General features: G+C 60.4%; 23 protein-coding genes and 2 tRNA genes. 9 read left to right on the top strand and 16 right to left on the bottom strand.

The window, feature by feature from the left end; genetic code table 11:
* The first annotated feature begins 6 nt into the window (after window positions 1-6).
* Both tsaA and INR99_RS11060 read left to right on the top strand, forming a co-directional pair.
* Entirely contained in the window at window positions 7-705 is a 699-nt protein-coding gene (tsaA, locus tag INR99_RS11065; RefSeq protein ID WP_194116412.1) for a tRNA (N6-threonylcarbamoyladenosine(37)-N6)-methyltransferase TrmO, read from the top strand.
* Window positions 702-1,586, top strand: coding sequence for a patatin-like phospholipase family protein (locus INR99_RS11060; protein WP_194116411.1), 885 nt, complete (start codon window positions 702-704; stop codon window positions 1,584-1,586). The genes tsaA and INR99_RS11060 overlap by 4 nt, the downstream gene beginning before the upstream one ends.
* Window positions 1,587-1,643: 57 nt before the next feature.
* On the opposite strand, the gene INR99_RS11055 is transcribed toward INR99_RS11060, so the two are convergent.
* Window positions 1,644-2,414, bottom strand: a complete 771-nt coding sequence (locus INR99_RS11055) for a hypothetical protein (RefSeq protein WP_194116410.1) — start codon at window positions 2,412-2,414, stop codon at window positions 1,644-1,646.
* A 111-nt stretch (window positions 2,415-2,525) separates the two neighbouring features.
* Here INR99_RS11055 and INR99_RS11050 point away from each other — a divergent pair, with 111 nt between their 5' ends.
* The gene (locus INR99_RS11050) at window positions 2,526-3,419 is read left to right on the top strand and encodes an HDOD domain-containing protein (RefSeq protein WP_194116409.1); all 894 of its coding nucleotides are present in this window, start codon (window positions 2,526-2,528) and stop codon (window positions 3,417-3,419) included.
* An 18-nt stretch (window positions 3,420-3,437) separates the two neighbouring features.
* Here INR99_RS11050 and INR99_RS11045 read toward each other — a convergent pair whose 3' ends face one another.
* The 8 genes from INR99_RS11045 to dnaQ are packed head-to-tail and all read right to left on the bottom strand — an operon-like array spanning window position 3,438 to window position 8,281.
* Window positions 3,438-3,704, bottom strand: a complete 267-nt coding sequence (locus tag INR99_RS11045) for a hypothetical protein (RefSeq protein ID WP_194116408.1) — start codon at window positions 3,702-3,704, stop codon at window positions 3,438-3,440.
* Window positions 3,701-4,126 carry a hypothetical protein gene (locus INR99_RS11040; protein WP_194116407.1) on the bottom strand — a complete coding sequence of 142 codons (426 nt, stop codon included), beginning with the start codon at window positions 4,124-4,126 and terminating at the stop codon, window positions 3,701-3,703. The genes INR99_RS11045 and INR99_RS11040 overlap by 4 nt, the downstream gene beginning before the upstream one ends.
* A complete protein-coding gene (gene ispF, locus INR99_RS11035) occupies window positions 4,120-4,593 on the bottom strand; it encodes a 2-C-methyl-D-erythritol 2,4-cyclodiphosphate synthase (RefSeq protein ID WP_194116406.1) in 474 nt (157 codons plus the stop codon). The genes INR99_RS11040 and ispF overlap by 7 nt, the downstream gene beginning before the upstream one ends.
* Window positions 4,594-4,596: 3 nt before the next feature.
* Window positions 4,597-5,079, bottom strand: a complete 483-nt coding sequence (gene msrC / locus INR99_RS11030; RefSeq protein WP_194116405.1) for a free L-methionine (R)-S-oxide reductase MsrC — start codon at window positions 5,077-5,079, stop codon at window positions 4,597-4,599.
* The gene (gene ispD, locus INR99_RS11025) at window positions 5,072-5,779 is read right to left on the bottom strand and encodes a 2-C-methyl-D-erythritol 4-phosphate cytidylyltransferase (protein WP_194116404.1); all 708 of its coding nucleotides are present in this window, start codon (window positions 5,777-5,779) and stop codon (window positions 5,072-5,074) included. Before ispD ends, msrC begins: the two co-directional genes overlap by 8 nt.
* On the bottom strand, window positions 5,776-6,657 hold the full coding sequence (locus INR99_RS11020; protein WP_194116403.1) for a tetratricopeptide repeat protein: 882 nt from the start codon (window positions 6,655-6,657) through the stop codon (window positions 5,776-5,778). Before INR99_RS11020 ends, ispD begins: the two co-directional genes overlap by 4 nt.
* Complete coding sequence (locus INR99_RS11015) at window positions 6,654-7,547, bottom strand: tetratricopeptide repeat protein (RefSeq protein WP_194116402.1); 894 nt, start codon at window positions 7,545-7,547, stop codon at window positions 6,654-6,656. Before INR99_RS11015 ends, INR99_RS11020 begins: the two co-directional genes overlap by 4 nt.
* Window positions 7,544-8,281 carry a DNA polymerase III subunit epsilon gene (dnaQ, locus tag INR99_RS11010; RefSeq protein WP_194116401.1) on the bottom strand — a complete coding sequence of 246 codons (738 nt, stop codon included), beginning with the start codon at window positions 8,279-8,281 and terminating at the stop codon, window positions 7,544-7,546. Before dnaQ ends, INR99_RS11015 begins: the two co-directional genes overlap by 4 nt.
* A 109-nt stretch (window positions 8,282-8,390) precedes the next feature.
* On the opposite strand from dnaQ, the gene INR99_RS11005 reads away from it, so the two are divergent.
* Complete coding sequence (locus INR99_RS11005) at window positions 8,391-10,022, top strand: mechanosensitive ion channel family protein (protein ID WP_194116400.1); 1,632 nt, start codon at window positions 8,391-8,393, stop codon at window positions 10,020-10,022.
* 121 nt (window positions 10,023-10,143) lie between these two features.
* Complete coding sequence (locus INR99_RS11000; protein WP_194116399.1) at window positions 10,144-10,866, top strand: carbonic anhydrase; 723 nt, start codon at window positions 10,144-10,146, stop codon at window positions 10,864-10,866.
* 102 nt (window positions 10,867-10,968) lie between these two features.
* On the opposite strand, the gene INR99_RS10995 is transcribed toward INR99_RS11000, so the two are convergent.
* The 5 genes from INR99_RS10995 to INR99_RS10975 form a co-directional block, all read right to left on the bottom strand.
* Complete coding sequence (locus INR99_RS10995; RefSeq protein WP_194116398.1) at window positions 10,969-12,171, bottom strand: amino acid aminotransferase; 1,203 nt, start codon at window positions 12,169-12,171, stop codon at window positions 10,969-10,971.
* Between the two features lie 177 nt (window positions 12,172-12,348).
* Window positions 12,349-13,971 carry a chitinase gene (locus INR99_RS10990; protein ID WP_194116397.1) on the bottom strand — a complete coding sequence of 541 codons (1,623 nt, stop codon included), beginning with the start codon at window positions 13,969-13,971 and terminating at the stop codon, window positions 12,349-12,351.
* Window positions 13,972-14,169: 198 nt separating this feature from the next.
* The gene (locus INR99_RS10985) at window positions 14,170-14,754 is read right to left on the bottom strand and encodes a hypothetical protein (protein WP_194116396.1); all 585 of its coding nucleotides are present in this window, start codon (window positions 14,752-14,754) and stop codon (window positions 14,170-14,172) included.
* 153 nt (window positions 14,755-14,907) lie between these two features.
* Window positions 14,908-14,983 (bottom strand) — tRNA-Asn (locus INR99_RS10980).
* 41 nt (window positions 14,984-15,024) lie between these two features.
* Window positions 15,025-15,100, bottom strand: a tRNA-Asn gene (locus INR99_RS10975).
* Window positions 15,101-15,186: 86 nt separating this feature from the next.
* Here INR99_RS10975 and INR99_RS10970 point away from each other — a divergent pair.
* The 4 genes from INR99_RS10970 to INR99_RS10955 all read left to right on the top strand — a co-directional run bounded on the left by INR99_RS10970 (window position 15,187) and on the right by INR99_RS10955 (window position 19,236).
* Entirely contained in the window at window positions 15,187-16,455 is a 1,269-nt protein-coding gene (locus tag INR99_RS10970; protein ID WP_194116395.1) for an AsmA family protein, read from the top strand.
* Between the two features lie 67 nt (window positions 16,456-16,522).
* On the top strand, window positions 16,523-17,551 hold the full coding sequence (gene ygfZ, locus INR99_RS10965) for a CAF17-like 4Fe-4S cluster assembly/insertion protein YgfZ (RefSeq protein WP_194116394.1): 1,029 nt from the start codon (window positions 16,523-16,525) through the stop codon (window positions 17,549-17,551).
* Window positions 17,552-17,624: 73 nt separating this feature from the next.
* Entirely contained in the window at window positions 17,625-18,407 is a 783-nt protein-coding gene (locus INR99_RS10960; protein WP_194116393.1) for an enoyl-ACP reductase FabI, read from the top strand.
* Window positions 18,408-18,474: 67 nt separating this feature from the next.
* Entirely contained in the window at window positions 18,475-19,236 is a 762-nt protein-coding gene (locus INR99_RS10955) for a class II glutamine amidotransferase (RefSeq protein ID WP_194116392.1), read from the top strand.
* Window positions 19,237-19,239: 3 nt separating this feature from the next.
* Here INR99_RS10955 and INR99_RS10950 read toward each other — a convergent pair whose 3' ends face one another.
* Complete coding sequence (locus INR99_RS10950; protein WP_194116391.1) at window positions 19,240-20,319, bottom strand: hypothetical protein; 1,080 nt, start codon at window positions 20,317-20,319, stop codon at window positions 19,240-19,242.
* Between the two features lie 111 nt (window positions 20,320-20,430).
* Window positions 20,431-21,927 (bottom strand): polyphosphate:AMP phosphotransferase, encoded by a 1,497-nt coding sequence (pap, locus tag INR99_RS10945; protein WP_194116390.1) that lies wholly within the window; start codon window positions 21,925-21,927, stop codon window positions 20,431-20,433.
* Window positions 21,928-22,137 lie beyond the last annotated feature (210 nt).

The raw sequence follows: 22,137 nt of genomic DNA, 5'->3' as shown, positions 1-22,137 counted from the left end.
CCAGCCATGACCAGTACCGCTTTCACCCTCACGCCCATCGGCCACATCAGCACGCCATTTCCGGACAAGTTCGGCATCCCGCGCCAGCCGCGGCTGGCCCCCCACGCCCGCGGCATTCTGCGCCTGGATGCGCCCTATGCCAGGCCTGAGGCCGTACGGGGACTGGACGCGTTCTCGCACGTCTGGCTCAGCTGGGTGTTTCACCAGACGGCCGGCCAGTGGAGTCCGACGGTGCGCCCGCCGCGGCTGGGCGGCAACCAGCGGGTCGGCGTCTTTGCCAGCCGCAGCCCGTTTCGCCCCAATCCGCTGGGACTGTCGCTGGTCGAGCTGCTCGATATCGACACCCGCGATGGCGTGGCTCTGACTTTCGGCGGGATCGATCTGGTCGATGGCACACCGATTCTGGACATCAAACCCTATATTCCCTTCGTGGAAAGCCAGCCGCAGGCTCGCGGCGGCTTTGTCGACGGCCCGCCAGCCGAGCTGCCGGTGATCTTTGCCCCAGCAGCCGAGCTGACCCTGGCAACGCTGCACAGCCGCCATCCCGAGCTGCGCGAGCTGATCCGCGAAGTGCTGGCCCAGGATCCGAGGCCTGCGTATGCCGATGATGCCCAACGCCAGTATGGCGTGCGGCTGTATACCCTGGATGTGAAATGGCGCTGCACCGAACAGGGCGCCCTAGTCGAAGAGATCATTCCCGCATGAAACGCCGCACACTCCTTTCCCTGCTGTTTGGTACAGCCCTGCTGCTGGGCTGCGCCACGACCGAGGCCCCCGAACCATCCAAGCCCGCGACGGTGCCCCAGCCGAAAAAAATCCGCATCGGGCTGGCGCTGGGCGGCGGCGCGGCCAAGGGCTTTGCCCACATTGGCGTGATCAAGATGCTGGAAGCCAATGGCATCAAGGTCGACGTCGTTACCGGCACCAGCGCGGGCAGCGTCGTCGGTGCGCTGTACGCCAGCGGCATCAATGGCTTCGAGCTGCAGGAAAAAGCCTTTGCACTGGATGAAAGCCAGATTCGCGACGTGAGCCTCCTATCGGGCGGACTGGTCAAAGGTCAGAAGCTGCAGGATTACGTCAATACGCTGGTGAAAAACCAGACCATGGAGAAATTCCCCAAGCCGTTTGCCGCCGTCGCCACCAACCTCGATACCGGCGAACGCATGGTCTTCGGCAGCGGCAACACCGGGCAGGCCGTGCGCGCCTCCAGCAGCATTCCAGGGGTATTCGAGCCGGTCACGATTGCCGGCAAACGCTACATCGACGGTGGCGTGGTCAGCCCGGTGCCGGTCGATGCGGCACGCCAGCTCGGTGCCGATCTGGTGATTGCCGTCGACATTTCCAGCAAAGCGGCCAACGGCAAGCCCAACAGCATGGTCGGCAACGTGAACCAGGCCATCATCATCATGGGGCAAAAGCTGGGTGAACAGGAAATGACCCGCGCCGATCTGGTGGTACGCCCCAAGGTCGGCAAGATCGGGGCTGCGGACTTCGACCAGAAGAATGTCGCGATTCTGGAAGGGGAAAAAGCCATGCTGGCACTGATGCCGGAGCTGAAGCGCAAGCTGGCCGAAAAGCAGAAATAATCATCAAGGTATCGCCATGTAGGCCAATAACAGAAAAGCCTGCAGGGCCATACCCAATCAATCCACCTTTAGCCAGACCTGATAGCTGCGCAGCTGCGTGCGATTGCCGCTGGTCATGCCGCTGCTGCTGGTACTACCCTCCTGACGGGATTCCCCGATCAGCTGCCATTGCCCCGGACTCACCAGCACTTCGGCCTCGGAGCCGGCGCTGCTGATGCTGCCGTCGGGACGGAAACGCCCGGCCTGCGGCGAAAGCAGTACGCGGATTTGCGCCCCCTGCTGCTGGGGGCGGGCATAGAAACCGCTACCTGTACTCACCCATTGGCCACCACGCACCGGCAAGGCCGAGCCCGGCCACCAGCTCCAGACCGGGTAATAACGGCTTTGCCCGAGCTGGATCCATGCCTGCCCGCCATCCTGCGTCGTCACCACCGAACGATTCACCAGCCGCGTCGCTTCGTGGAGCTGCGCCAGCCGCAGCGCGAGGACCGCGCTGCTGCCCTCGCTGCCGATCAGTACCTTGCCGCGCACCGCAGCTTCCCAGGCGTCCAGATCATCGACCTGGCGCTGCTCGACCGTCAGCGTCAGATTGCGGGCTGCCTGATCCAGCGTGGCCAGCACTTCACGAATCCGTGCCAGGGTTGCAGCATCGGGGGCTCGCACCAGCAACTGCTGGTAAAACGGTGTGAAGGCAGCCTCCGGAAACGTCCGCTGCAAGGCGCTGGCCAGCTCCTGAGCACTGCGGTGTTGTGGCGACAGCGTCACCACCTCGTCGGCCTGCACACTGGCAGCCAGCAAGCACAAGGCCAGCAATCCCTGTCTAGGCATGTTTTCTCCTCAGGTCAAAGCACGACACTTTCGCCTGCTTACACCATGCAATCACTACCATTCTCAACACGCGTGCCATAATGCTAGTACCTTCCCTGCACGATGGCAGCCATGCTGAAACAACGTTTCGAAACCCTCGCCGGCTGGGTCGACTACTTCAGCCACCAGGAAATACCGCTACTGCAGTACACGCTTAAAGCACTGCGGGAATTATCCGGCCGCATGGAAGAAGTCAGCGTGCGCGAAATCGCGGCATTGATTCGCCATGATCCGCTGCTGTCACTGAAGGTCCTGCGCTATCTGCAGGCGCATCGCCACAATGCGCAGATCACCGACGTGACCACGCTGGAGCGTACGCTGATGATGCTGGGAATCAAGGGCTTTCTCGGTGCACTCTCCAGCGGCAATACGGTCGAGCAGCAGCTCGAGCGGATTCCGCCGGCGCTGTATGGCTGCCACTCGGCCTGCTACCGTGCCTACGCGGCCAGCAAGTACGCCGAAGCAATCTGTAGCCAGCGTCATGACATCGACCCGGCCGAAGTCATGACCGCAGCACTGCTGCACGACTCGGCAGAAATTCTGGTCTGGTACGAAGCCCCGCAGCTGGCCGCGCAAGTCATGCTCCTGCAGCAGAAAAACCCCGGGCTGCGCAGCCGTGATGCCCAGCGACAGATTTTCGGCACCACGGTACTGGACATGCAGATGGCGCTCGCTCATGCCTGGCATTTCCCCAAGCTGATCACCCATCTGATGGACGAATCTTTCCGTGACGAACCCCGCGTGCGCACCGTACTGGTTGCCAACTCGCTGGCACGCCACCTGGCCAACGGCTGGCACGATGCCGCACTACCGGATGATTTCGCCGCTGTCGCCCAGCTGATCAATGGCGACACCGACCGGCAGGCCGCCTACGAGCTGGTGCGCGACACCGCCGTCAAGCTGGCCCGCGAATGGCAGTGGTTTGACGTCACCCCGCCGGCCGCCAGATTGCCGGATCTCGACTAAGCCTTGCCTGATCCTTGCTTAGTCCTGCACGAGCTGAATGGTTAGCTTCTCGCCCTTGCATCCTGCCGTCCAGCGGGCAACACCGCTGGCATCAATTCGCCCGCGGTAAAGCACCTTGCCGGTTTTAGACTGCCTCACCACAAAACGCTGGCCAGCAAATAAGTCACCATTCCCATCGGCATCCTGATAGCGCGCTTCGCCATAAGCAGGAACACAGGCACGAACAGGCTCGGCGTGCGCTGGTATCGTCAGCACCAAAGCGATCATTAACAGTACTGACTTCATTCTTCTGCCTTTACCCCGGTATAGATAAGCTCATAGGCATGCGCACGCTGCACGAAGTGTCCAAGCAACGCCTCGCCCTGCAGGGTTTGCTCCCCCTGCTCCCCCTGCAACTGCAAGGAATCCAGCGGCAGCTCTGGCAGCGGGCCAGAATTGTGCATGCGGATAGTGGCGAGACTACGCTCACCGGGTGCCAGCGTCAGCGTCATCTGCCGGCCTTCGCAACGGACCGGCCTGTCCTCTACGGCCTTGTCCGCCGTAATGACGCGCAACTGGCACTGCTTGGGTATCTGCGCGCCATCCCGCCAGCTGAATATCAGCGTGAGCGGCGCGCTGCTGCGGTTAATCACCGTGAACGATGCCATCGTACTGCAGCCGGCCAGCATTCCGAACGCAGCCAGCGCCAGCACATATCGGATCAGCACGGCAGCAACAGCGCCACAGCCTGCGCTTCGACCGCTTCGCTCGCGCCCACGGGGCCGAGCTTTTCATAGGTCTTGGCCTTCACGTTCACCTGCGCGGCGGTCACCTGCAGATCAGCAGCAATATTCTCGACCATGACCGGAATGTGCGGCGCCATTTTCGGGCGCTGGATCAGGATGCTGGCGTCGACATTGCCCACGCGCCAGCCAGCGGCCTGCACGCGGCGCAGCGCTTCGCGCAGCAACACGCGACTGTCGGCCCCCCGGAATTCTTCGGCGGTATCCGGGAAATGCCGGCCAATGTCGCCCAGCCCAGCCGCACCGAGAATGGCATCGGTAATCGCGTGCAGCAGCGCATCGGCATCCGAATGCCCGAGCAAACCTTTTTCAAACGGAATCGTCACCCCGCCGAGAATCAGCGGGCGGTCTGCCACCATGCGGTGTACGTCCCAGCCTTGTCCGATACGCATGCCTTACTCCTTGTTGCTGAACAGCCCGGCCAGCTGCTCCAGATACTGTTGATCAATCTCATCAAACGCCGCCAGTTCACTGGCATCGACATCCAGCACCGCGATCACCTCGCCGGCCGCATTGCGCACGGGAACGACGATTTCGCTGCGGCTCAGGCTGGAACAGGCAATGTGACCGGGAAAGGCATCGACATCGGACACCCGCTGCGTGGCGTTTTGCGCCCAGGCGCTACCGCAGACCCCGCGCCCGAAGGCAATGCGCGTGCACGCCAGCGGGCCGGCGAAGGGGCCAAGAATAAGTTCATCCCCGGCCACGCGATAGAAACCGACCCAGTGCCAGCCAAAGGTTGTCGCCAGCACCGATGCGGCATTGGCCATGCAGGCAATCAGATCGCGCTCGCCCGCCAGAAGGCTCGCGAGTTGCGGCAGCAACGCGGCATAGCGCTCGGCCTTGCTGCCTTCGGGCAGCGCCAGCACCTCAGCCATGCGCGCTCCGTTCGGCATGCGCCGCCAGAATCAGGCTGGCAAGCTGCAGGTCTTGCGGGTAGGTCACTTTCAGATTCCACGGGCTGCCCATCACCAGTTGCGGCGTATAGCCAGCCTTTTCCAGCGCACTCGCCTCGTCGGTAATGTCCGGCCCCATGCCGGCGCGCAGGCAATCTGCCAGCGGCCCCAGACGGAACATCTGGGGAGTTTGCGCCTGCCACAGGCCGTCGCGCGGGTGGGTCCGGGCAATCGCCTGCTTTTCGCCAGCCAGCTTGAGGGTATCAGCCACAGGCACCGCCAGAATCCCGCCGACCGGGTGATCCCCCAGCCTGGCAATCATGTCCGACACCAATGCCGGGTCCAGGCAGGGTCGTGCGGCATCGTGCACCAGCACCCAGTCGTCAGCCGGCTCGCCCGCATCGTGCAGCGCCAGCAGCCCGTTGAGCACCGACAGCGCACGGCTCGCACCACCACAGCGCAGCACGGTCAGGCGCGTGAACGCCGACCAGTCGGACCCATCCCACCACTCGTCCTCGCGGGAAATCACCACCACGATGCGATCCAGCTCGGGAACGGCGTGCAGCGCCGCCAGCGTATGCCAGATCAGCGGCTGGCCATTCAGATCCAGATACTGCTTGGGTGTGGCCGAATTCATGCGGCTGCCGGAACCGGCAGCCGGCAGCAGCGCCAGCGCCCTCATGCGTGGGCCTCGCCGGCGTCATCCGGCGTCAGCGCCACATAGACCTCGCGAATGTCGACCTCGGGGCAGGCAGCCAGCCAGGCATCCAGCAGATCGGCCACCGGCTGGTCGTCCTCCGCGGCGATGCCGATTTCGCGCACCTTCTGCCACTCGGGCTCCGCCGGTGCGTGCTTGCCTTCGGTGGGCAGCACATAGCGCACCTTGCCTCCCCAGTCCTGCAGCGGCAGGCCAGCCCTTGCAGCCAGCTCGACCAGGGTATCAAGCTGCGCCTTCGATTCAACAACCGCTTCCAGCACATAGGTGGCATGGTTTGACACCGCCCAGGTGCTCAGCACTTCGCGCACCGGCAACTCGATGCCCTGATGGGTCACCACCCCGTTGCCCAGTCCGTCGTTAAGCAGGATATCGCCGTAGCGTACGCCGCAATCGGGCAGAGGCACCTGCGTCACGCGCACGCGCGCCGGATCAAGGCGTTCGCCCAGCAGGACGTCGATCTGCTTGCCGTTGCGCACCCGTACTGCCGCCGCTGCGGCCGGCAGGGCCGGCGGCAGACTTTCCAGCGGCAGCGTGATGTCAAAGACCTGCCAGGCCTGGGCGGCACTGGTCCAGTCGGACAGTGCCGTCGCGGCGATGCCGAGATTCCACCACGCGGCCGTGTCGTCGGGCTTGATCGCAACGACCTTGCGGTTGAAATCGAGCGCCTCGGCCCAGCGATCCTGGAATTTGTACAGCAGCGCCAAATCGAACAGCGTCTGCGGGTCCTGGCCGTCAATGGCCAGCGCCTGCTTGAACAGCGCCTCGGCGTCCTGCTCGTTGTCCTCGTCCCACGCGGCATGCGCGGCAGTTTTAAGCTCGGAGGTATTCATACACACACTCATCGGGTTTGCTCCCCTTCGGCAGCGTCTTCCGCCACGGCTTCATAAATATCGCGCACGACCACGGCAGGACATGCCGCCTGCCACGCGTCCAGCAACTGGTTAAGTTCGGCGGCATCACGAGCCGCCACGGCCACTTCGCGCTCCTGCTGCCAGCCGGGATCCAGATTTTGATCGTGGTGTTCGTGCGGGGTGCCTTCATCACACGCCTTGCACAGGTAACGTACGCTTTGCGTCCAGTCCTGCGCACGCCGGCCGCGCTCATGCGCCAGCTGCCCCAGCATCTGCAAGGGCGCAGGACTGTCGGCAAGACAGTCGAGCACAAAGGTTCTGAGCCCGGATTCCTCCCACACTGCCAGCGCGTCAAAGACGGGCACTTGCTGCCCATCCAGTTCGCGGTAGCCATTCGGAGCACCGTCATGCAACACGATGTCGGCAAAGTGCGCGTGGCTTTCTGGAAAAGGGATATTGATGATGCGCGCCCGCGCCGGGTCAAGGCGCTGCGCCCAGACCACTTCGGCCCGCTCGCCGATGGTAATCCGGATTGGCACCAGGCCCAGCTGCAGATCCGGTGGTAGCGTATCCAGGGGCATGGCAATCCCGAACGCCTGCCAGGCACGAGCCGCAGTGGACCAATCCTGCAGGGCGGTAGCCGCAATTCCGGCATTCCACCAGGCCCCCTCATTCCCGGCATCCAGCTCGGCGGCCCGCAGGCTATGCCGCAACGAATCCGCCCAGCGGGCTTCGTATTTGTAAAACAAGCCGAGATCGAAATGGGTGGTCGTCACATCGGGCGCCAACGCCAGCGCCGCCAAAAAACAACGTTCGGTCTCAGCGTACTGCCCCGCATTCCAGGCCTCATGGGCAGCGGCGATCAGCTCGGCGGCGCTCATGCGGCGGACTCTACGGTGTCCGATTTCGGCTCCAGCGTCCGCCACAGGCAACTGCCCTTGACGATCTTGTCCAGCTCGTCGAGATAGGCCTGATGCGCGGCAAGCTCCTCCGCAGAAGGCGCATCAATGCGCAGGCTGCCGCTGCGCTGGCGGCGCCCGCCAGCACCGCCGGCGGCATCATCGCCACCGGCAAAGTCGATCAGCAGGCTGTCCTGCCCGCGCGTCATCGCCAGATAGACTTCAGCCAGCAGCTCGCAGTCGATCAGCGCGCCGTGCAGCACCCGGTTGCTGCGGTCGATTTCATAACGGTCACACAGTGCATCGAGGTTGTTGCGCTTGCCGGGGAAGAATTCCTTGGCCATCGCCAGCGTGTCGATCACATTGGCGACGTGATCACGGAATTTGCCCAGCCCCAGCCGGCCAAGCTCCATATCGAGGTAGCCTACGTCAAAGGGCGCGTTGTGGATGATGATCTCGGCACCGGCGACAAAATCGAGGAACTGCCGGGCGATATCGGCAAATTTCGGCTTGTCGGCCAGAAATTCGGTCGTCAGCCCGTGCACGTTCAGCGCGCCCTCTTCCGAGTCGCGCTCCGGATTGATGTACATGTGGAAATGCCGCTCGGGGGCGGAGAGCTTGCGGTTGATCATCTCGACCGCCGCAATTTCCAGAATGCGGTTGCCGTCTTCCACGCGCAGACCGGTTGTTTCGGTATCCAGCAGAATCTGCCGCATCGTACTTCCTGAGCTGATATGAGCAAGCCATGATTATACCTTGCCGACTGCCACACCGCGCCGCCACTGTCTTGCGCTATGATTGCGTGAATCCCGGCGGAGTTCTTGCATGAAACAAACACTCACCCAAATTGTTTTTTTCTTCCTGCTGGGCTGTGGCCTAGCCCAGGCTGCAACCACGGACGCGGGCGGCGCGAACGCCGCGGCGGCTTCGGCCACAGCCTCGGCCAGCGAGGAGGCCCATGCAGCCAAAGTCTTCAATCGCGTGGTCACCACATTCCGCACCGGTATCGGCGGCTATACGGCCCAGGACCGCGCCAATTCCGCCGAGCTGCGCATCCAGCGCCTGCTGGCCGAACGCCCGCATGGCAAGTTCACCAGCGAACCGAGCGAGCTGGGCATTGCCATCAAGCTGGATGGCAAGCTGGCTTTTTATCTGCGCGATGCGGACGTTGACACCCTGGCCAATGAAACCCTGGAGCAACGCACCAAGGATGCACTGGCCGCACTGGAAGAAATCCGCCAGGACCAACTGGCACTGAGCGACCCGAAAGAACTGGCACGCTCCATCGCGATCAGCCTGCTTGCCACACTCGTGTTTGTCCTGCTGCTGAAGGGGCTGAGCAAGGCTCGCCGCTGGACGCTGGTGCGCACCCGCCGCTATATCGCCCGGCCGATCGCCCGCAGTACCGGCAAATACACCGGCACCAACGTGCGCTCGCTAGCCACCATGCTGCGGATGGTGGTCAACAGCATTGTCACCCTGATCGGGCTGGTCGGGCTGCATAGCTGGCTGTCGGTGGTGCTGTACGAAATTCCCTACACCCGGGCGTGGAGCGAGGAGCTCAACAGCGCCCTGTTCGGCTTCCTCGAACACGCACTGATGGCGATGCTCAATGCCATTCCGAATCTGCTGATCGCGTGCTTTATTCTGCTGGTTGCGCGTTACATTTCCCGCTTCATCCATTTCGTCTTCGGTAGGGTCGAGCGGGGCGAACTCCATCTGGGCATGTTCGACCGCGATACGGCATCCACAACCCGCCGGCTGCTGTCATTCGTGGTATGGCTGTTTGCCTTTGCAATGATCTACCCCTACCTGCCCGGCGCCGACACCGAAGCCTTCAAGGGGCTATCCGTAATGGTCGGTCTGATGGTGTCGCTGGGAGCATCCGGGATCGTCGGGCAGTTTGCCTCGGGCATGATCATCATCTACTCGCGCGCACTGAAGGTCGGTGAATACGTGCAGATCGGCGAGGTCGAGGGAACGGTCGTGCAGATCGGCCTGTTTGCCACCAAAATCCACACCAACCTGCGCGAGGAAATCAGCATTCCCAATGCCGGCCTGGTGGGACAGAACGTGAAGAATTTCTCCCGGCTGGCCTCGGGTGGCGGTGTAATTACCACCATCAGCGTCACCATCGGCTACGACACGCCGTGGCGCCAGGTCGAAGCCATGCTGCTGGAAGCCGCCCATGCCACCCGGGGCATCCGCCGCACACCGCGTCCGGTGGTGTACCAGACTGCTCTGTCGGACTGGTATGTCGAATACCAGCTGCGGATTGCGGTCGATGAACCACGCCGCAAGTTCGAAATCATCAATGAACTGAATGGCAAGGTGCAGGATACCTTCAACCATTACGGCGTGCAGATCATGTCGCCGCACTACATCGCCGATCCGGAGCAGGAAAAGATCGTTCCCGAACCCCTGCGTGCGCCAGCACCGGCCAAGCCAGAGGCATAACCACGGGTATACAACCACAAGCCATGTAACAATTGATCTGCAACAAGATACCCATAAAAAACCACCGCCCTTTCGCTGAACGTGATTAGGCTACCCGGTCACAACAACAAGGAGTCAAGCGATGAAAATAGTGCATACCCTGCCCCTCGTTGCCCTGCTGCTGGCCGGAGGTGCCTTGGCCGAAGGCGCCCACTGGGGCTATCACGGCCAGCATGGCCCGAAACACTGGGAAGGTGAATGCCAGATGGGCAAGGCGCAATCGCCGATCAATATCCGTACCGCTGCGGCAACGCCGGCCGATCTGCCGGCACTGACTTTCCAGTACCAGCCCTCAGGCGTGCAACTGGTCAACAACGGCCACACCGTGCAGCTGAACATTGCCCCGGGCAGCCGCATCCGCATCGGCGAGGATGTGTATGAACTGCTGCAGTTCCACTTCCACACCCCCAGCGAAGAGCAGATCAATGGCAAACCCGCCGACATGGTCGCGCATCTGGTGCACAAGAATGACCAGGGACAGCTCGCCGTCGTGGCAGTACTGTTCAAGGTGGGCGCCGAAAATGCCGCGCTGAAGTCGTTCTGGAAGGATCTGCCGCGCAAGGAGGGCAAGCAGGAGCTGGATCTGCAGTTCAACGCCTTCGACCTGCTGCCGGAAAACTTCGGTTATTACGCCTTCAGTGGCTCGCTGACCACCCCGCCATGTACCGAAGGGGTACGCTGGCAGGTGCTGAAAGAGCCGGTGACGCTGTCGCGTGCGCAGCTGAATGCCTTCAAGAAGATTTTCCCGATGAACGCCCGTCCGGTGCAGCCGCTGAACGATCGCGAAGTCAAGGCATCGAAATAAGGGTATACAGCCACAGCCCTTTACATGAATAGGCTACATGGCAATACCCAGCAAAAAGCCCCGCGATGCGGGGCTTTTTGCTGTCAGGCGGATGCCCGGCGATTACAGCACCTTGGCAATCGAATCAGCGACGTAGTCGATGTTCTTGCTGTTCAGGGCAGCCAGGCAGATACGACCGGTCGAGACGGCATAGATGCCATACTCGGCGCGCAGCTTTTCCACCTGCTCGGCGGTCAGGCCGGTGTAGGAGAACATGCCGCGTTGCTGGATCACGAAGCTGAAATCCTGCGCCACGCCACGCTCTTGCAGCTTGGCCACCAGACCAGAACGCATTTCGCGGATGCGCACGCGCATGCCGGCCAGTTCGTCTTCCCACTGTGCGCGCAACTCGGCGCTGCCCAGCACTGCCGCAACCACGGCACCACCGTGAATCGGCGGGTTGGAGTAGTTGGTGCGGATCACGCGCTTCAGTTGCGACAGCACGCGGCCGGATTCTTCCTTGCTGGCAGTGATGATGGACAGTGCACCCACTCGTTCGCCATACAGCGAGAAGCTCTTGGAGAAGGAGCTGGAAATGAAGAACTGCAGACCGGAAGCGGCAAAGGCATTCACAGCCACCGAGTCTTCGGCGATGCCGTCGGCAAAGCCCTGGTACGCCATGTCGAGGAACGGCACCAGACCGCGCTCGCGGCAGGCTTCAACCACTTCGCCCCACTGCGCATCCGTCATGTCGGCGCCGGTCGGGTTGTGACAGCAGGCGTGCAGCACGATGACGGAACCCGGTTGCAGGCTCAGCAGCTTGGCGCGCATAGAAGCAAAATCAACGCCGCGAGTGGATGCGTCGTAGTAGGGATAATCTTCCACCTTGAAGCCGGCGGCTTCGAACAGCGCACGGTGGTTTTCCCAGCTCGGGTTGCTGATGTAAACGGTGGCGTTCGGATTCAGGCGCTGCAGGAAATCGGCACCGATCTTCAGCGCACCGGTACCACCCAGTGCCTGGGCGGTGATCACGCGGCCTTCCGCGATGATGTCGCTGCCCGCACCGAACAGCAGGTTCTGTACGCCGCTGTTGTACGCCGGGTTGCCTTCGATGGCCTGGTAGCCGCGCGGCGGCTGAGCAGCCAGACGAGCTTGTTCGGCCGCTTTCACGGCGGCCAGCAGCGGAATCTTGCCTTCGTCGTTGTAATAAACGCCAACACCCAGGTTCACTTTGGTTGTGCGGGTATCGGCGTTATAGGCTTCATTCAGACCCAGGATCGGGTCGCGCGGCGCCATTTCCACGGCGGCAAAAATCGAGGCAGTCATCCTGTGCTCCATCCGGTTTGAAAGGCAGAGCAGCGCCCTGCCGAGGTCAAAATCAGTTGCGAAGTCTAGCACGTTGCCACCCTATGCAGCAGCACCGGCCGTTTCAGCGTGTAAACGGTTTGTCATGCAACAAAAAACCCGCGACAAGCGCGGGCTTTTTGCTGGAGCGTCGCCGGGTTACGGCAGGGCGTTCAACGAAGCCTTGGCAGGCTTGGAGAAGTTGTAGCCGTCGTAACGATCCCAGTTGATCGACCAGGTCATCACGCCGCGGTAGGTCGGATAGGCCTGCGAGGGCTTCACGGTGCCGCAGTTCTTCAGCTGGGTCAGGCAAGTCAGCGCATTATTGACCGTGGTACTGGTCACAAAGCCGGTATTGGCCGACTTCGAACCACTCGGCACACCGAATGCCACCTGGTCAGGACGCAGACCCTTGAATTCCCAGCCAGTGCCGCCAACGGTCTTGAAGCCTTCGATCAGCATCAGCGAACCGCCAACCAGACCATCCACAGTGCCTTCGTTCAGCGCGCTGTTGGAATACGGGCTGTAGAGGCCGCCGTTGTTGTAGTACTGCACGTGGATCACGTTCAGATCGTTGCGCAGGCCATCAATGATCGGCAGATAGGCACCCCAGATGCCGGAGTACGCAACATAACCACCCTGTACATACGGGTGCTCCGGCGCCATCGACAGGTAGAAGGTCGGGCCAACCTTGGCTTTCAGCTGCTTCACGGCATCAACCAGGTTCGGGATGATGTTCGAGCCGAGCGTTACGCCGGCTCCGCTTTCCAGATCCAGATCGATACCGTCAAAACCGTACTTGGTGATGATGGCGTACAGGCTGTTGACGAAGTTGGTGACGTTTTCCTTGGTCGACAGGGTCATGCGGCCTTCCTGGCCGCCCAGCGACAGCACGACCTTCTTGCCCTTGGCGCGCTTGGCGGCCACATCGGCGATGAATTCGGCTTCGGTACCGGCATTCTTGTCGAGGTTGAAGGCAACCGCACCGTTACCGGCATCGTCGGCAAAGGAGATCATGATGACATCCCAGTCATCCGATACGTCGCGCAGGCGGATGGTATCGCCTGACGGGTTGGTGAAGTTGTGCCAGTAGCCGATCAGCGCATGCTTGGGCAGATCGCCAACAACCGGGGTCGGCGTAACGGTCGGAGTCGGAGTGGCCGTCGGAGTCGGAGTAGCCGTCGGGGTTGCCGTCGGAGTCGGGGTTGCCGTCGGAGTCGGGGTTGCCGTCGGAGTCGGAGTAGCCGTCGGAGTCGGGGTTGCCGTCGGGGTCGGGGTTGCCGAACCGCAAGCGCCCAGATCCTTCCATACGCCCCACTCGCCGGACTTGGTCGGATCATCACCCTGAGTCCACCACTTGGATTCGTAGTTGCGGCCGTTGAACGTGACACGGACGCCGCCATTGTAGGCGGTTGACGAACTCCAGGCCTGGTAGCAGCTTGTGCTCACCGGGGTCGGCGTGGCGGTCGGGGTGGCCACCGGTGTCGGAGTAGCCGTCGGTACCGGGGTCGCGGTCGGGGCTGGCGTCGCTGTCGGCGTCGGAGTGGCGGCCCCTCCGGTTACTTCTTTCCACAGGGTCGGCGTAGCTGCCGGATTCCAGTTGGCTCCGACATAGGCTGTGTGCGTAACCAGAGCCTGATAGGTTTTGCCACTATAAGTGACTACCGTGCCGGCTGTGTAGGTAGAGCCTTCCTGCCAGTCAGCGGCCCAGAGTGCCGAGCTCACCAGCAAAGACACCAGCAGTGCCGTAATGCGCGTTGTTTTCCTCACGATACTCTCCATCTTCCTGATTGTTTTTTATGCCGGCCGATAGGCGGCACACAATCATAAAGCGGATGTAGTCACAATGGAACAACTACGAAAAAATCAGGATATGCTGATACCCGTCATGCACTGACACGGCTGCACCGAATCCGAGTTGCCGAATGAATTGCGGTTGCGGCATGCACGCGGCATTGACCGCAACCCGCAGGGGATCAATCAATGTGACTTGGCTGGCTTTTCGGCCGGCTTGGCGGCCTCTACCCCCTTCTCAGCCCCATGCGCAGGCTCTGCTGGCGCAGCTTTGCCGCTAGCCCCCGGTCGCAGACAATCCTGCAAGGCAGAGGACCCTGTGGCACCGCCGGATTTCACGGTGCAATCACCGGACAGGCGTGGCAGTGCCGCCCCCTGTACCGCCGGCGCCGGAGCGGCGACACCAGATGATTCCACGCCGCGGGCCGCCTCGGGAGCAGTCCCGACTCCCTTGAGACGCTTTTCCAGTGACTCGACCTTGTATTCCAGCTCTTCGACGTGATCTTTCTTGGCGCGCAACTGCACCTTGGTCTCCGCCAGCTCGGCATCCAGCTCATGGTATTTCTCGCCAGACTTCTCCAATGCAATCTTGAGTTTTTCAATCTGATCCAGATAGAACTGCTTCTCGAAATTGCGCTTGGCCATCCCTGCGGCGATACCGGCAAGCAGGGCAATGATGACCAGGAGGAACGCCCCACCGCCAATGAGGTGCAAGCGGTAACGCTGCATAAAGGAGACAGGAGAAGATTCGTGCACTTCGCTTTCGGACATTGCTTGCTCCAAACCGGAAAAGGGCCAGGCCGTGGGTGGCAAACCAGCATAGCCCGCCCCGACGCTGCAGCATAGCCGAGCCACAGGTGGTGTGCTAAATCGCAGCAATGCCAAAACAAAAAAGCCAGTTCATTGCTGAACTGGCTTTGGATTTGGCTCCCCGACCTGGGCTCGAACCAGGGACACACGGATTAACAGTCCGTTGCTCTACCGACTGAGCTATCGGGGAATAAAAAGGGCTGGCTTTAGGGGCCAGCCCCTTGTATTCTTTGGCTCCCCGACCTGGGCTCGAACCAGGGACACACGGATTAACAGTCCGTTGCTCTACCGACTGAGCTATCGGGGAATCGGTATGGGCGCTATAATAGTCACCCGTTTTTTTCCTGTCAACACCAAAGCGGCATTAATTTTGGCGAACAGCGCGTAACTGCAATGAAAATAATCAACAAATCACTGATTGCACTCATCATTCTCGCTGCACTACTGGCCGCAGCACCTTTGCTGCTTCCTTTGAATTTCTTTGCCCCGCAGATCGAACGGCATGTCAGCAGGTTCGTTCATGGCAAGGCGACCATCGGGCATGTGGGTTTCCGCTATGCGCCGATGCCGGAGCTTATTCTGGGGCAGCTCGTCATCGACAATCGCGAAACGGCAATGATCGAGACGCTGGCCATCCCGCTTAGTCCGGCCATGCTGCTGGACGAATCCATATCCCTGCGTGAATTGCGCATTGAAACAGCCAACCTTTCCAGCGATTTTGCCCGGCTGCTCCCACAGCGACTGCACGGCGAAGGCAGCGCACTGACCGTTGATGGCATTACCTTCAGCAATACCACGGTCTATCTCGACAAAAGCAGTATCGGCCCCCTCAACGGCAAGGTGCAGTTCTATAAAGATGGCCGGCTTTCAGAAATCCAGCTCTCGGCCGATGAAGGGCGCAGTCAGATGCGGATTGCTCCGGCAGAACAAGGACAGTTTCTGGTTGAGTTCACGACAAGAGCCTGGACTTTGCCGCTCCGTCACCCGGTGACCTTCGATAGCCTGCGCCTGGCCGGCAAGACCGACGCGCAAGGCGTCAATATTGACGCGATCCAGGCTTCACTCTACGGCGGCAACCTCACCGGCAATGCCAGATTGAGCTGGGAAGGCAATTGGACCGTCAGCGGGCAACTGCAGGCACGGCAACTCAATGCCAAACCCTTGCTCAGTCTGTTCAGCCCGGTAACCCATGCCAGCGGCAAGCTCGACGGGGAGGCCGCCTTCCGCGCGACGGCCAATCAGGCGCTGGCACTGATGGATACTCCCTCCGCTCAAGGCGTTTTCCGAATCAGCGAAGGCCAGTTGCACAATCTGGATCTTGTTTCGCCGTTGAAAGCCCAGCAGGACATGACCCTGCAGCATGGAGGCCAGACCGCATTCAATACCCTTACCGGCAATTTCGCCTACAGCAGCCACGTCATGACACTGAGCGCACTCGGGCTGGACTCTGGCAAATTCCGCGCTCGCGGCAATGCCAGCATCAAAGGAGAGCAACTTTCCGGCCAGGTGAGTGCCCAGTTGATCAGCGGGCCAGTCGCGCTCTCCGGGCAAATTGGCCTCGGCGGTACCCTGAGCACCCCATCATTGCGCACCGGCGGCTCCGCCAGGCCGGGTGTCAGCGAAAAACCGGAACAAAGCCCCGGCGAAGAAGCTCCGCAGTAAACCCAACGCCCCGATCCGGGGCGTTATACTTGATGGCATTCACTTTGCCCACACAGGAAACCCAGCGATGGCATGGCAGTCTTTTCTTGATGCTCACGGCGCCACTCTCAACGAAGGGCGGCTGACATTTCCGCAACAATCCGCCTCCCCGACCGATCCGCTCGAACAAGGGGCTGCGCTGATTCCGCTCGCCCATCTCGGCCTTATCCGCTTCAGTGGCGAGGAAAGTGCAAGCTTCTTGCAGGGGCAGTTATCCAGCGACATCCGCGAAGTGGATGGCACACATTGCCAGCTTTCCAGTTATTCGACCCCCAAGGGGCGAATGCAGGCCAGCTTTGTCGTGTTTCGGCGCGACAATGATTATCTGCTGCAGGTGTATGGCGATCTGCAAGAAAGCATCCAGAAGCGGCTGGGCATGTTCATATTGCGCAGCAAGACGCGCACCAGCGATGCCAGCACTGAACTGGCCGGGCTGGCACTGATTGGGGCGCAGGCAGAACAGCTCATCATCAGTACGTATAGCCCGAAAGCTCGCATCGAAAAAGGAATACAGGAAGATACTCAAGGTGGTATATCGATACTGCGCCTGAGCGAACATGTCTTCCATCTGTTCATGCCTTTTGCGCTCCTCGCCACAGAATGGCAAAAGCTGACCGCCGCCGGCGCACGCGCCGCAGGAACGGATTCCTGGGCACTCAGCCAGATTCGCAGCGGCACCCCTTGGGTAAGCAAGGCAACCTACGAAGAGTTCGTTCCTCAGATGGCCAATCTGGAGCTGGTCGGCGGGGTCAGCTTCAACAAGGGCTGCTATCCCGGGCAGGAAATCGTGGCGCGTACCCAGTATCTGGGCAAAACCAAGCGCCGAATGTATCGCTGCACCGTCAAGGGCACCGAGCCACTGGCTGGACAACATGTCTACAGCGCCGAACTACCCGATCAGTCGGCCGGCACCATCATGCTGGCAGCCCCAAGCGGCAACCTGGAGTGGGAAGTACTGGTGGTTGCGCGCATCGATCATATCGAGCAAGGGCTGCACCTGGGCAGCATGGACGGCCCACTGCTCGTCAAACAGCCACTACCGTACTCGCCCGATTAATCAGCACGTTAGCCAGCCAGCCCTGAGCTGCGTATAATCACCCGTTCACATCACTATCAAAGGATCTGCACCCATGGGGTTTCTCGCTGACAAGAAAATCCTGATTACCGGTCTCTTGTCCGACCGCTCGATCGCCTACGGCATTGCTGAAGCCTGCAAGCGCGAAGGCGCCACGCTGGCATTCACTTATGCCAACGAGGACCTCAAGCAGCGCGTGACCGACCTGGCCAAGCGTTTCGACACCGATCTGGTGCTGCCGTGTGATGTAGCCAGCGATGAACAAATCGAGGCCGTCTTCACCGAGCTGGCCAAACACTGGGATGGCCTGGATGGCTTGGTGCACTCGATCGCCTTTGCTCCGCGCGAAGCACTGAAGGGCGACTATCTGGATGCCGTCAGCCGCGACGCGTTCCGCATCGCTCACGACATTTCGTCCTACAGTTTTGCCGGCCTGGCGAAAGCCGCCCGCCCGATGCTGCGTGAAGGCGCATCGCTGGTGGCACTGTCCTATCTTGGCGCCACCCGTGCGATTCCGAATTACAACGTGATGGGCCTGGCCAAGGCTTCGCTGGAAGCCAATGTGCGCTATATGGCTGCGGCCTTGGGCGGTCAGCAGATTCGCGTGAATGCCATTTCCGCCGGCCCGATCAAGACGCTGGCTGCCGCCGGCATCGGTAACTTCAGCCAGCTGCTGAAGCGCGCGGCCGAAGGCACACCGCTGAAGCGCAACGTTACCATTGAAGAAGTCGGCAATGTGGCAGCCTTCCTGCTCTCGCCGCTGTCCTCCTCGATGACCGGTGAAGTCATCATGGCCGACGCGGGCTTTAGCCAAGGCGCCGGCGCCATGGCCGAGTAATCGCCACAGCCCCCCCCCCCGAAACGCCCGTTCACCGCGGGCGTTTTTTATTGCACGGAGAAGAGCGATGTGTCAGTTGCTTGCGATGAACTGCAATGTCCCCACGGACATTGCCTTTTCCTTTGAGGGCTTCCGCCGGCGAGGCGGCCAGACCGATCAGCACGGCGATGGCTGGGGCATCGGTTTTTTCGAGGATGATGGCTGGCGGGTCTTCCTTGACCACCTGCCCTCGGCGACCTCTCCCGTTGCCGAGTTCATCCGCAACTACCCGATCAAAAGCCACAATGTGGTCGCCCACATCCGCAAAGCGACGCAAGGCAAGGTCAGTCTCGCTAATACCCACCCCTTTCGACGCGAACTTTGGGGAGAGGAATGGCTCTTCGCGCACAATGGAAACCTGGCCGATTTCACTTACCATGGCACGCGCTTTCAGGCCATCGGCAACACCGACAGTGAGCAGGCATTCTGCCTGTTGCTGGATCAACTGGCAGAACGCTTCCCGACCAAGCCGGCACATGGCGAGCTCGCGCACGAGTTTGCCCGAATTGCGGGCAGCCTTACTACTTATGGCACCTTCAACTGCCTGCTGGCAGTCGGCCGACAGCTCTACACGCACTGCAGCACGCAACTGCATTATCTGGTGCGCCAGGCGCCATTCAGTACAGCCCACCTGAAAGACGCCGATGTCAGCATCGACTTCAGCCGCCACACCACCCCGGATGACCGTGTGGCAATTATCGCCACACTACCGCTAACTGATAATGAATGCTGGTCTGCATTTCAGTCTGGCGAGGTTGCCTGTTTCGAGGATGGCAGCAGAGTTCTCTGAGTATCAGCTTTCCAGCTGATACAACCTGATCAGTTCGAAGATCGAAGGATCGAAATACTCGCCATGTTCGTCAAACTGCCGAACCAGGAAACTGAGCTTGTCATTGGGCAATTGCGATTGCACAAACCGATCCCGCACTTTTTTCATCGCCTTGGCCCGTTCGGCAAGATGCTCGCGGCGGGTTTCAATGAAAATGCGCTCCCTGCGGTGCGCCAGCAGCGACAAATATAACCACCCCATCAGCAATCCACCGATCAGCCAGTGCTCGGAGAAAAATGCCAACAGCGACATGATCACGAGGGCCAGATACCAGATTTGATCGGCATGATCAAAATGCGGGAGCAGCAAGGACAGGCTGGGCCAGCGACGTTTCAGGTGTGCGCGCAGCCGCGCATCATCCAGAGCATCCCGCTTCTTGTGGCTGATCGCCTGATCAAGTGCCAAGGTGATGTACCAACCGGTTATCAACCTGGTCTGCAGCCAGGGCGTAGCGAGATAGGTATTGGCCTTTTCCGCTAGCAAGGCTTTGAATGCATCGCTGGTCAATGGCGGAATCTGCTCGCTGTAAGGGCTTGCCAGTGAATGCTGGACAAGCAAGGGAAAACCGCCAGTATCGATCAGAGTATTACGCCGGTCCTGCAAGATGCCTTGCTCCACCGGATGGCCCGGACTGTCCAGGCGGATGTAGTGCTGCAGCAGTTGTTCAAGCTCGGCAAATCCGGGATTGCGCCCGGGTTCACTGCGCAGTTTCGCGCGCAATCGACTGATTTCGGCATGAATAACCTGAGCAAGAGACTCAGCCTCGGGCACCCAAGGCTGGCGCAGGAGGCTTTCAGCCTTCTCCAGCGAGTCGTCGAAATGGCGATAATAGCCCTCATAGTAGCGGGCCAGTTCCACGCCATCCCGTGAAGGATCTCCCGTCACCAACGGAGGGGTTGGCGGCTGACGTTTCAGATCGACACAGATGCGGTTTACCTGTGTTTCCAGATTGTTATTGATGCCGGCATAGGCAAACACCGCATCCAGTTCATGTCGCCGGCTACGCCATTCCTCCAGCGCATTCCAGATACTCCAGTCGGCCATTCCTCTTTTCCTCGCTCCAGCCAGTCTCTGCTAGCTGGCCACGCCATTTTGTCAGGCTGGAGTGTAACGCGAAGCATGCCTGCGCGCAGCCTCGCATCCTGCGCTGTATGCTCAGCCTTTCTTGCCCTTGCGCTTATAGCGCTGTTCAATGGCGTCGCACAGGTGTCGCAAAATCTGCAGTCGCGCGTGGTACTTGTTATTGGCACCGATCATATGCCATGGCGCATAAGGCGTACTGGTACGCTCGATCATGTCACTGGCAGCCTGAATGTAATCCTCCCACTTTTCGCGGTTGCGCCAGTCCTCCTCCGTGATCTTGAACTTTTTCCACTCGATCTGCTGGCGCTCCTCGAAGCGACGCAACTGCTCCTGGTTACTGATCGCCAGCCAGAATTTGACCACCAGTACGTTTGCATCATCCAGCTGCGCCTCAAAATCATTGATTTCGTTATATGCGCGCATCCATTCGGCAGGCGCTGCAAAGCCCTCCACGCGCTCGACCAACACACGCCCATACCATGACCGATCAAAAACTGTCAGTTGGCCATGCGGTGGCAAGTGCCGCCAAAAGCGCCACAGATAGGGTTGCGCACGCTCTTCCTCGGTTGGAGCCGCGATCGGCACTATCCGGTATTGGCGTGCATCAAGCGCCGCGGTAATGCGACGGATACTCCCCCCCTTGCCCGCCGCATCCATACCCTCGAAAACGGCAACAATGGCAAGATCCGCAAAGCGCGGATCGCGTGAAAGGCCATTCAGACGCCCCTGCAGCGCCTCCAGTTCCTTCTTGTATTGATCCTTATCGAGCTCATGATCAAGTGGCAGACGATCCAGCAAGCGAATACCGTCAATCGATGAAACCAGTGGTGGCGCATCGACGCGCCGCTGTTTGACACTGGTACGTGCCAGTTGATGCTGCATGGTTTCAAGGATCTGCCGGCCGACAGACAGGTTACGGTAATTGCCATCAGCCGCCTCGACCACACGCCATGGCGCATCGGCAAGATTCGTGCGCATCAGGAGATCGCGGTAATACTCGATCTGGTTGCCATAATCCTTGAGGAACTGTTTATCACTTTCCGTCACTCGCCAAGCTGTTTTCTTGTCACCCTCGAGTCGTTTGAGCCGTTCCTTCAATTGTCCTTGCGAAAGATGCAGCCAGAACTTGAGAACCAGCACGCCTTCATCAGCCAGCATCTTTTCCAGCCGTACGATTCGCTCGATCCGGCGGTCGTATTTCGCTGCATCTTTCTCGCCATTCCAGGCCCAGAACGGCTCGGCATACCAGCCACCAAACAAGACTCCGATCCGCCCCTTTGGCGGAAGCACTCGCCAGAAGCGCCAGAAGGGCGGCCGGTCGGCCTCCTCATCCGTGGGAATACCAAAGGCATCTGTACGAACGTAACGGGGATCCATCCACTCTGTCAGGAGATTGGCTGTTTCGCCACGCCCCGCGGTCGGAACCCCGCCTAGAATGATGACCACAGGAAAATCGCCACGTTCTTTCAATTCGTACTGCACGCGCAGCAGCGCCTCACGCAGCAGCCCCTCTTCTGCTTTATAGGTCTGCTTGTCGATCGAATGCCCCAGTTCAGCCGATTCAAACATGACGCCCCCTTACAGGAAATTGTATTCACTGATTATGGGAGCAATACGACAGCACCACAAGCAAGGTTCAGGCATTTCAACCATCCGCCGCGCATAAAGCAAAAGCCCCGACCATTGCTGATCGGGGCTTTCTCTTTGGGGAGTCTGGCGATGTCCTACTTTCACACAGGCAATCTGCACTATCATCGGCGCTGAGGCGTTTCACCGTCC

The organism is Chitinilyticum piscinae (assembly GCF_015223195.1).
In the GTDB taxonomy this organism is placed as follows: domain Bacteria; phylum Pseudomonadota; class Gammaproteobacteria; order Burkholderiales; family Chitinibacteraceae; genus Chitinilyticum; species Chitinilyticum piscinae.
This window is presented reverse-complemented; position numbering and strand designations above follow the sequence as displayed.